Consider the following 9,647-nt stretch of genomic DNA (forward strand, 5'->3'; position numbering starts at 1 on the left):
GCGCGTCAGGCGAGTCCGATACGGGCCCGGTCAGGGAGGACGGTGAACAGGCGAAGGGTGCCCGTCCGCAGGAACAGGTGGTGCAGCTGACGGGGGAGCGGTTCGACCAGGAGCAGGCGTCCCGCCCGGCCCGCGGCCCGGCAGCCCTCCTGCACCGCGTGTGGCCGTCTCGCCTGTGGCGTCGGCGGGCCTCGCGGCCGAGCGGACAGGGGGTACGACCGGAGGCGTGAGGTCGATGCGGTCTTCATGGCCGGTCACTCCCGTGCGGGTCGGGTCGGGGCCTTTGCACGGCGACTGCCCGCCGTTCCACCCCGCAACCGTCGGAAGCGCGGCTTCCTCGCGCCGGTCCGCAGGCGCCGGTGCGCCGTACGCCATGGTTCCCTGCTTCTCGTCCTGCTGGTGATTCTGATCCCCTTCGGCGCGGGCTTCGGGCTCGACGTGCTGTGGTGGGTGGCCATCGCCGTACTCGTGGTGTGGCTGCTGGGCTTCTTCATGCGGAGCGGCAGCGGCCGCAGGTACCGGTGGTGATCCGGAGCCGACGCGCGACGCCAGGGTCGGCAGAGAAACGGGGTGCGGCTGCCGATATCGATCTCGGCGAATACCGGTCGGCCCCCGCGGCCCGCGCTCCGACCTGTGGACGTCGTACCCGGAGCGCCGCGCGGGCCTGGCCCGCCGGCTGGAGCTGCACGGTACCCGGGGTGCCGTCTCGCGCTGCCGCGACTTCACGGCGGAGGCGCTCGCCGACTGGAGCTGGATACCGGACGGGCGGCGAACTTGACCATGCTGAGGTTGAGTCCGACCAGGGTGTTCTGGACGTAAGCAGTCCTCTGGCGTGCCCTCCTCAAGTTTGCGTAACCGCCGGAGGAGGGCGACCGACAGGGTGCGAGCGTCGTTCGTCGAGACGCGAGGGTCGGCTGATGCGTGAAGAGGAGCGGCGGGCGGGTGAACCGTCGGTGTTCCGGCCGTGACGGCCGAACCGGCGCGTCGGGCGCGTCAGCGGGCCGAGACCCTCGGCGGACCAGGCGAACCAGCGAGGAAGCATCGCGCCAGTCGACGGTAGGAGAGTCCTCATCCTCCCGACGAACTAGGGTACGGAGCAAGACGAGTTGACGAAGCCGACGGCCGCCCTGCGAAAGGCCGACGCGCGGCGTCTCCCCTCCGCCTTCGCCGAAGCGGGGAAGCCTGTCGCCGCCATCTGCCACGGACCCTGGCTGCTCGTGGAGAGCGGGCTGGCCGGCGACCGTGAACTCACCTCGTACCCCTCGCTCCGCTCCGACCTCGAGAACGCGGGCGCCACGTGGCTCGACCGGGAGGTCGTCGTGGACACCTCCGGACGCCATTCCCTCATCACCTCGCACAGACCCGGTGACCTCGACGCCTTCGCCGCGGCGATCGTCGACGCCCTCGACACCGGCGGCAACCGGGAACGACGGCCCACGGGCCCCGGCGGACACTCTGCCGGGGCTCTGCCGTGCGGGGTACCGTCGTAGTCCGTGTCCCGTGACCGTGTGCACGCGGTGCGCGACCGTACGGCCAGGCGGAGCGCGGTCGTATCACCACTTCGTGTGCGGCCGTGGGCTCGCGCCCGCGTGGTTCGCCGGGGCGGACCGGTCAGGGGTGGGCCTCGCCGTGCGGCAGGACGTCCAACAGTTCCAGCAGGTACAGGAAGGCCATGGCCATCGGGGCGCCACCGGTCTCCTCGCGAACCCGCGACCAGTCGACCCGCTCCCGCAGCCCCCGGGCCATCGGCAGCAGGGTCCCGAAGTCGCAGTGGTGCTCGGAGAGCGCCAGCAGACGCGCGGTCATCAGGTCACTCGGCGCCAGGACCGGCATGTGGACGGAATCCACGGGAAGGGTCTGGGCGCGGTCGAGGAGCTCGGAGGTGACTGGCCGGCCGGCGAGGGAGAAGATCAGATCGATCTGCTCCCCGCCCGAGCGGGCCTTGACCAGCCAATCCTCGGGCGGGTCCATGATCCGTATGCCACGTTCCCGCAGGGCACCCGTCACCACATCCGCATCCTCCTGGCGCACCGCGAAGTCGGTGTCGTGCTGGAGACGCACGGGGATGCCGTGCGCGTAGGCGGCGACACTGCCGACCAGGGCGAACGGGCGACCCGAGACCTTCAGGACGGCCGCCACCTCCTTCGTCGCCTCCAGAATCGCCTGTGTGTGGTCGGAGGGAAGTGCGGGACCTCCGCCGTCGTCCGTTCCTCCCGGCACGCCCCCGCTGCCGTGCCCGGCCCCACCGGTCTCGTCCCGGCCGGGGTCGCTGAACCGGGCGGGAGGACGGGAGGGTGAGCGTTGCGCCGTCCCGGCCGCCCGGTCCGCACCCGATCCGTCCCTGAGGTCCATGGCCTGCTCCCGTCTTCACCGTCGGTAGCGGATCGCCCTTCCGGGCGGGACTTGCGTCTACCCCGCTACACCACGGTCATCCGTGCCGAATCGGTCGACTCCGAGCGCCGGTCGTACGCCGGTCCCGTACCGCTCACGCCAGCAGCCGCAGCACCGCCCGTTCGACCGAACCCCGCGTGGCCGGATGTCCGAATCTGCCGTGCTCGCCGAGCTTCTCCAGCGAGGGAGCGATGGTGACACCGTCTTCGAAGCGTTCGACGACGAGCGGGTCGATGTACGAAGCCCGGCAGACTGCGGGCGTGTTGCCGAGATAGTCGCTGACCTCCCGGACGGCGCGTCGCACCGCCGCGGATCGTGCGGCACGTGAGTCCCCGGCGACCTGGTCCGAGACCGCGAGCGCCACGGCCGCGAGGACCGTGGCATGCCAGGTCCGGAAGTCCTTGGCGGTGATGTCGCTGCCCGAACGCTCTCGCAGATACGCGTTCAGCTCCTCGGCGCGGAGATCGTGCCATGCGCGGCCCTCCCAGTACACGAAGAGCCGCTCGCCGGGTCCGCGCCGCCGTACCAGCGCCTGTACGACCCGGTATGCCGGCTCGTCCACGAGCGCACGGGTCTGCCGGCGTCCCGACTTTCCCGGGAAGCTGAGACGGACCTCGCCGCCGCCGCAGTGGGCGTGCTCGCGCAACAGGGTGGTGAGGCCGTAGGACGCGTTGGCGCGCCGGTAGCTCTCGCCTCCGATCCGGAAGAAGCCGAGGTCGAGCAGGCGCGCGGCGCAGGCGAGTACCCGGTCCGCGCACAGGCCGCGCAGGGCCAGATCGGTCTCGACGGCCCGCCGCAACCGGGGGAGCCCATGGGCGACCAGCCGTACGTGTTCGTGCTTCGCCTCGTCCTGCCGCCGCCGGAACTCCTCGTGGTAGAGGTACTGCCGGCGGCCCGCCGCGTCGGTTCCGACGGCCTGGATGTGTCCATTGGGCCAGGGGCACACCCAGACGTCCCGCCATGCCGGAGGAATGGCGAGCCCGACGGCCCTGTCCCGGTCGGCGGCGCTCACGGGCACTCCGTCGGTGTCCAGATAGCGGAAGCCCCGGCCGTGCGCCATGCGCCGCCAGCCGGAACCGTCGGGATCACTCGTTCTCAGCCTCACGGCTCCACTGTGTCGCGGCGGGGCGCCGACCGCCTCCGTGGTGCACGCCGCGCGCGGTCGCGGCGATCGGACACCGGATCTCCGAGTGTCCCGGCACGGAGCGGGTAGTCGCGGCGAAGACCACCGTCATGGAAAGAGGCGCGTGATGCGAGCGATCACCGACCGGCGGAGGAAGAGCGGCCGTCGCACACTCACGGATGCCGAGTTCCTCACGCTGATGCGCGAGGCCCGAGCCGAGGCGCGCAGACGCTCCTTCGGCGAGCCACCCGTGGCGGAAACCGACTTCGCGCTGCGCAGCCGGCACGCCGAGTTCGGGGCCGCTGCCCACTAGAGCCTGTCGGAGTGGGAGACGACGATGAACAGCGACGAAGGCGAATACCGGATCGCCCGCTTCCGGGAGCGACTCGCGCGCGACGACGTGGCCGAGCTCGGTGTGCGCGCCGAGATGCGCGGCACGGCCGTGGTCCTGACGGGCACCCTCCCGACCGCCGGCCGGCGGGACGAGGTCCTCAGGATCGCCGACGCCGAGCTGTCCGGCTTGGCGGTCCGCGCCGACCTCCTGGTCGCCTGTGCCGATCCCCCCGACAGGCCCGAGGAGCTGCCGTGACGATCCGGAACGAGCAGGACGGGGGAGTCGTCCGAGTGGCGGCGGTGGGCGACATCCATCTGAGTCCGGACTGCGGAGGTCTCCTGCGCCCCTCCTTCGCGGCCCTGCCCCAGTGCGCGGACGTCCTCCTTCTCGCCGGCGACCTGACGCGGCACGGCACCGTCCCCGAGGCCGAGGTGGTCGCCGACGAGGTGCGGGACATCGGCGTCCCCGTGGTCGCCGTGCTCGGCAACCACGACTACCACTCCGAACGGGAGGCGGATGTCGGGCGGGTCCTCACCGATGCGGGAGTCACGGTCCTGGAGGGCGAGAGAGCGCTCCTTCCGGTGGCCGGCCGCACGATCGGCATAGCCGGGGTGAAGGGCTTCTGCGGCGGCTTCGCGGGCCGGAGCGCGGGCGAGTTCGGGGAGCGCGAGATGAAGGAGTTCGTCCGCGCCGCACGCCGTGGTGCCGAAGGCCTGTACCGCGCCCTGCGCAGCATGGACGGCGACGGCTGCGCGGTCAGGATCGCCCTCACCCACTTCGCGCCGGTGCCCGACACCCTCGCCGGCGAGCCGGTCGAGATCTACCCCTTCCTGGGGAGCTACCTCCTCGCGGAGGCCATCGACGAGGGGGGCGCCGACCTCGCGGTCCACGGCCACGCCCACCTGGGAACCGAGCACGGTACGACGGCCGGCGGGGTACGCGTCCGCAATGTCGCCCAGCCCGTCATCCGCAGGGCCTTCGCCCTCTACCACCTGCCGCTGGCCTGGACACCGGCCGCCGGCCCGCCGCCCGCTAGGCCGGGCGGGGACCATGAGGTCTGACCGCCTGCCTTCTCGGCGAGCCGTCCGAGAAACCATACGGTGGCGCCGAACGGGGAGGTCAAGGTCGGACACGGCCGGTTGTCCGCAGCCGACGCGACACCCGTCGGCCCTGGCTCTCCGCGTGCCTCAGTCGTGCCGGCCGACGGCCCCCGGCCGTCTGCGCGCAGCCGACGCGTCTTCCTTCCACGCCGGCTGCCACCCGCGAGTACGCCCTTGCCCTGTCTGACGCTCCCTGCCTGGTCGGGTGGTGCGTTCTCGTACATACGGAGCAGCCGCCGCGATGGCCGCCACGACGACCAGGAGAGGAACGGGGAGGCTGGGCCAGGCTTGCGGTGTTCCGTCGTACCGGTAGGTGTCGCTCTCGACCTTCTTCACGCTGAGCAGGTCCGCGAGGGTTTGTCGCCTGACGCGCTCCGAGCGGGAATCGGGTCCGTGACCGGTCCGGTAGGCGTGACTGAGCGGCTCGGCTTCGCACTGAGCATAATGATTCCGTTTCGGTGGGTGATGCTCGGGGGCTGCTCCCGGAAGGTTGATTGCCCTTTCGGGAGCGAGACTTGGCGCTCTAGAAGAACCCGACTGCCTTCGGCGAGTAGCTGACCAGCAGGTTCTTCGTCTGCTGGTAGTGGTCCAGCATCATCCTGTGGGTCTCGCGGCCGATGCCCGACTGCTTGTAGCCGCCGAAGGCCGCGTGGGCCGGGTACGCGTGGTAGCAGTTCGTCCAGACGCGGCCCGCCTGGATCGCGCGGCCCGCGCGGTAGGCCGTGTTCGTGTCGCGGGTCCAGACGCCGGCGCCCAGGCCGTACAGGGTGTCGTTCGCCGTGCTGATCGCGTCGTCGAAGTCCGTGAAGGACGTCACCGCCACCACCGGGCCGAAGATCTCCTCCTGGAAGACCCGCATGCGGTTGTCGCCCTCGAAGATGGTCGGCTGGACGTAGTAGCCGCCCGCCAGATCGCCTCCGTGTTCGACGATTTGACCTCCCGTCAGGATGTGCGCGCCTTCCTTCTGGCCGATCTCCAGGTAGGAGACGATCTTCCGCAGCTGCTCCGCCGAGGCCTGCGCGCCGATCATCGTGTCGGTGTCCAGGGGGTGACCCGGGACGATCTTCTCCGTGCGGGCGATCGCCGCCTCGAGGAACTCGCCGTAGTGGCCCCGCTGGACGAGCGCGCGCGAAGGGCAGGTGCAGACCTCGCCCTGGTTGAGGGCGAACATCGTGAAGCCCTCGAGGGCCTTGTCGCGGAAGTCGTCGTCCGCCGCCCACACGTCGTCGAAGAAGATGTTCGGCGACTTCCCGCCGAGTTCCAGCGTCACCGGCTTGAGGTTCTCGGAGGCGTACCCCATGATCAGCCGGCCGGTCGAAGTCTCGCCCGTGAAGGCGATCTTGGCAACGCGCGGCGAGGACGCGAGGGGCTTCCCCGCCTCCTCGCCGAAGCCGTTGACGACGTTCAGGACGCCCGGCGGCAGCAGGTCCGCGACCAGGCTGAGCCAGAAGTGGATCGAGGCCGGGGTCTGTTCGGCCGGCTTGAGGATCACCGCGTTGCCCGCCGCGAGTGCCGGCGCCAGCTTCCAGACCGCCATCAGGATCGGGAAGTTCCACGGGATGATCTGCGCCACCACGCCCAGCGGCTCGTGGAAGTGGTACGCCACGGTGTCGTCGTCGATCTCGCTCAGCGCGCCCTCCTGGGCCCGCAGCACCCCTGCGAAGTAGCGGAAGTGGTCGACGGCGAGCGGGATGTCGGCGGCCAGCGTCTCCCGGACCGGCTTGCCGTTGTCCCAGCTCTCCGCGACCGCGAGCGCCTCCAGGTTGCTCTCCATCCGGTCCGCGATCCGCAGCAGGACGGCCGCCCGCTCGGCCGGCGCCGTCCGGCCCCATGCCGGGGCCGCCGCGTGCGCCGCGTCGAGGGCGCGTTCCACGTCCTCGGCGGTGCCACGCGCCACCTCCGTGAAGGGACGGCCGTCGACCGGGCTCGGGTTCTCGAAGTAGCGGCCGAGCGCCGGAGCGACGTACGCGCCTCCGATCCAGTGGTCGTAGCGGGACTCGTACGAGACGAGCGCGCCCTCGGTGCCGGGTGCGGCGTAACGCGTCATGGGCATGGCCTCCCTGGGGGACGCGCCGGTCGTCCCTGACCGGCGCTCACCCGCGAGTCTGCGGACCGGGACGTTGCAAGACCGTTGCACCGGAGGACAGTTCCGTCTCCAGGGAGTCGAGACGCGCGCGTACCGGGGGGAGCTGGGCCGCCGGAACCGCCGCGCACAGCGCCCGCCAGACCACCAGGTCGTCCTCGCCCCAGCCGCTGTACGCCCAGTCCGCGAGCAGCCCGGGATCGCCCCGGTCCACCAGCGCCGCCCGCAGCCGGCCCGCGAGCCGCTCCCGCAGCCGTACGACCCCGGGGGCGAGCGAGGCCGGAAGCAGCGGGCCCGCGTACTCCCCGGCCGCCGCGGCGACGGCCCCCGAGGCGAGCCGCCGGTCCACCGCCGCGAAGTCCGCGTCCACCCCACCCGCCAGCCGGTACGGGCGCGACCGCAGCACATCCGGCCCCAGCAGTGCCCGGAGCCGTGACAGCTCCGCCCGCAACGTCACCGGAGTCACGGACTCGTCCTCGTAGAGAAGGGTGAGGAGCTCGTCGCCGCCGATCCCCTCCGGTCGGTGCGCGAGCAGGACCAGGATCTCGCTGTGCCGACGGCTCGGTCGGAACCGTCGGCCGCCGAGCGACCACAGCGCCTCGTCGCGGCCGAGCGCGGCGAGGCTCGCCCTGCCCGTCTCCCGCGCGGGCCCGAGCAGCGCGAGCTGCGACTCCGCCGCCCGCGCCACCGCCTGGACGAACCCGAGGCTGTGCGGATGCGCGAGCCGCCTCCCGCCCGTGATGTCGATCGCGCCGAGCACCCGCCCGCTGTGCGGGTCGTGAACGGGGGCGGCGGCGCAGGTCCAGGACCGCACCGGGTGCCGGAAGTGTTCGGCGGCGACCACCTGGACCGGCCGGTCGACCGCGAGGGCCGTGCCGGGTGCGTTCGTCCCGGCCGCCGCCTCCGACCAGCGGGCCCCGGCCACGAAGTTCATCCCCCGCGCCTTGCGCAGCGTAGCCGGGTGGCCCTCGACCCACAGCATCCGCCCGGCGGCGTCGCACACCGCGAGGAGATGCTCCCCGTCGGTCGCGTACGCCCCCATCAGTTCCCGGATCACCGGCATCGCCGCCGCCAGTGGATGGCCGTCCCGGAAGTCGGCGAGCTCGTCCTCGTCCAGCTCCACCCGGGCCGCCCCGTCGGGGCTCACGTGCGCGCGTGCGGAGCGCCGCCACGACGCGGCGACCAGCGGCCGGACCTGCCCGGAGTCGGCGGCCCCGGCAGGGATCTCGGGTGTCGGCCTCGTCCCACCTCCGCCGCGGGACGCCTCGTCCGCCCTTATCCCCCGTCCGGTCACCCACGCGTCGCTCAACTCGGCCTCCTCGTCGAGGTCGTCCCGGCCCGTCGGGCTCATCGTGATGCGCGCGGGCGCCGTCGACAAGCGTCCGGGCACCCGATCCGCCCCCCTGTCCGGGACCGGTCCCCGGCCGCTCACGTACAGTAGGGCTCGGGCCGTGACTGGCGCTTGAGGTGGATCACCACCGGGGAGCGGCCCGGGCGGGGGCGTGCGCGACCGGCGCGCCCGTACCGATGCCGTGCGCCTGGGCGAATCACCTGTCAGAGACGACGCCCAGGAGTTGCCATGTCCACCAGCACCGCCATCCTCATGGACGGCACGGCCCTCGCCCGCCGTACGGTCGAGGAGACCGCTGCCCGCGCCGCCGAGATCACCCGCCGTACCGGTGTCACGCCGTGTCTCGCGACCGTACTGGTCGGCGCCGACCCGGCCTCGGTGACCTACGTGAAGATGAAGCAGAACCGCTGCGCGAAGGCCGGAATCCGCTCCAAGCACGTCGAGCTGCCCGCCGCCACGACGACCGAGGAACTCGTCGCCGCGATCACCGCCCTCTCCGAGGACCCCGAGGTCCACGGCATCCTCCTCCAGCACCCCGTCGGCCCTCACATCGACGAGCGCGCCGCCTTCGAGGCGATCGCCCCGGAGAAGGACGTCGACGGCGTCACCATGGCCTCCTTCGCGGCCATGGGCTTCGGCCTGCCCGGCTTCGTCTCCTGCACGCCCGGCGGCATCATGCGCCTCCTCGACGCGTACGACGTGGAACCCCGCGGCAAGCGCGCGGTCGTCGTCGGCCGCAGCGCGATCCTCGGCAAGCCGGCCGGACTGCTGCTCCTCGGCCGCGACGCCACCGTCACCTACTGCCACTCCCGCACCGAGGACCTCTCCTCCGTGGTCCGCGAGGCCGACATCCTCGTGGCCGCGGTGGGCAAGCCGAACTTCATCAAGGGCGCGGACATCAAGCCGGGCGCCGTCGTCATCGACGCCGGCTACAACCCGGGCAACGTCGGCGACGTCGACTTCGCGTCGGCCGCCGAGCGCGCCTCCCTCATCACGCCCGTTCCCGGCGGCGTCGGCCCCATGACCATCGCCGTGCTCCTCGCCCAGACCGTCGAGGGCGCCGAGCGCCAGCTCGGCCTGTAGGGCCGGTTCGTGACGGGGTGGCGGACGGAGCGGCAGGCGGGATCGCGGCCGACGATGGTCACGTTTCTGTACAGGCCGCTTCCCGGACCCCTAAAAAGGTGGCTGCGGAGCCGCCGACCGGCGAACCTTGACCTTGTGCCCCACCCGTCCACCGCCACCCCGCCGCCCGACCGCCGACCGGG

10 protein-coding genes and 1 riboswitch are annotated in these 9,647 nt (G+C 72.2%); of the genes, 6 read left to right on the forward strand and 4 right to left on the reverse strand.

Going from position 1 to position 9,647, the window contains the following annotated elements:
- Positions 1–381: 381 nt before the first annotated feature.
- Both OG392_RS35090 and OG392_RS35095 read left to right on the forward strand, forming a co-directional pair.
- Positions 382–528, forward strand: a complete 147-nt coding sequence (locus OG392_RS35090; RefSeq protein WP_329287649.1) for a hydrophobic protein — start codon at positions 382–384, stop codon at positions 526–528.
- A gap of 578 nt (positions 529–1,106) precedes the next feature.
- Complete coding sequence (locus OG392_RS35095; RefSeq protein ID WP_329286290.1) at positions 1,107–1,490, forward strand: DJ-1/PfpI family protein; 384 nt, start codon at positions 1,107–1,109, stop codon at positions 1,488–1,490.
- Positions 1,491–1,611: 121 nt separating this feature from the next.
- On the opposite strand, the gene OG392_RS35100 is transcribed toward OG392_RS35095, so the two are convergent.
- Complete coding sequence (locus OG392_RS35100; RefSeq protein WP_329286292.1) at positions 1,612–2,352, reverse strand: nucleotidyltransferase family protein; 741 nt, start codon at positions 2,350–2,352, stop codon at positions 1,612–1,614.
- A 133-nt stretch (positions 2,353–2,485) separates the two neighbouring features.
- Positions 2,486–3,496, reverse strand: coding sequence for a DNA topoisomerase IB (locus OG392_RS35105; protein ID WP_329286294.1), 1,011 nt, complete (start codon positions 3,494–3,496; stop codon positions 2,486–2,488).
- A gap of 145 nt (positions 3,497–3,641) precedes the next feature.
- Between OG392_RS35105 and OG392_RS35110 the strand changes: the two genes are divergently transcribed.
- The 3 genes from OG392_RS35110 to OG392_RS35120 are packed head-to-tail and all read left to right on the forward strand — an operon-like array spanning position 3,642 to position 4,909.
- A complete protein-coding gene (locus OG392_RS35110; protein ID WP_329286295.1) occupies positions 3,642–3,827 on the forward strand; it encodes a hypothetical protein in 186 nt (61 codons plus the stop codon).
- A 24-nt stretch (positions 3,828–3,851) separates the two neighbouring features.
- Positions 3,852–4,103: a hypothetical protein gene (locus tag OG392_RS35115; RefSeq protein WP_329286297.1), complete on the forward strand. Its 252-nt coding sequence runs from the start codon at positions 3,852–3,854 to the stop codon at positions 4,101–4,103.
- On the forward strand, positions 4,100–4,909 hold the full coding sequence (locus OG392_RS35120; protein WP_329286299.1) for a metallophosphoesterase family protein: 810 nt from the start codon (positions 4,100–4,102) through the stop codon (positions 4,907–4,909). Before OG392_RS35115 ends, OG392_RS35120 begins: the two co-directional genes overlap by 4 nt.
- Before the next feature lie 562 nt (positions 4,910–5,471).
- Here OG392_RS35120 and exaC read toward each other — a convergent pair.
- Positions 5,472–6,995: an acetaldehyde dehydrogenase ExaC gene (gene exaC / locus OG392_RS35125; protein ID WP_329286302.1), complete on the reverse strand. Its 1,524-nt coding sequence runs from the start codon at positions 6,993–6,995 to the stop codon at positions 5,472–5,474.
- A gap of 46 nt (positions 6,996–7,041) precedes the next feature.
- Entirely contained in the window at positions 7,042–8,340 is a 1,299-nt protein-coding gene (locus OG392_RS35130; RefSeq protein WP_443055116.1) for a GAF domain-containing protein, read from the reverse strand.
- Between the two features lie 132 nt (positions 8,341–8,472).
- Positions 8,473–8,582: riboswitch (ZMP/ZTP riboswitch) on the forward strand.
- A 28-nt stretch (positions 8,583–8,610) separates the two neighbouring features.
- Between OG392_RS35130 and OG392_RS35135 the strand changes: the two genes are divergently transcribed.
- Positions 8,611–9,465: a bifunctional 5,10-methylenetetrahydrofolate dehydrogenase/5,10-methenyltetrahydrofolate cyclohydrolase gene (locus tag OG392_RS35135; RefSeq protein ID WP_329286306.1), complete on the forward strand. Its 855-nt coding sequence runs from the start codon at positions 8,611–8,613 to the stop codon at positions 9,463–9,465.
- Positions 9,466–9,647: the final 182 nt, after the last annotated feature.

The organism is Streptomyces sp. NBC_00691 (assembly GCF_036226665.1).
Taxonomy (GTDB): Bacteria; Actinomycetota; Actinomycetes; order Streptomycetales; family Streptomycetaceae; genus Streptomyces.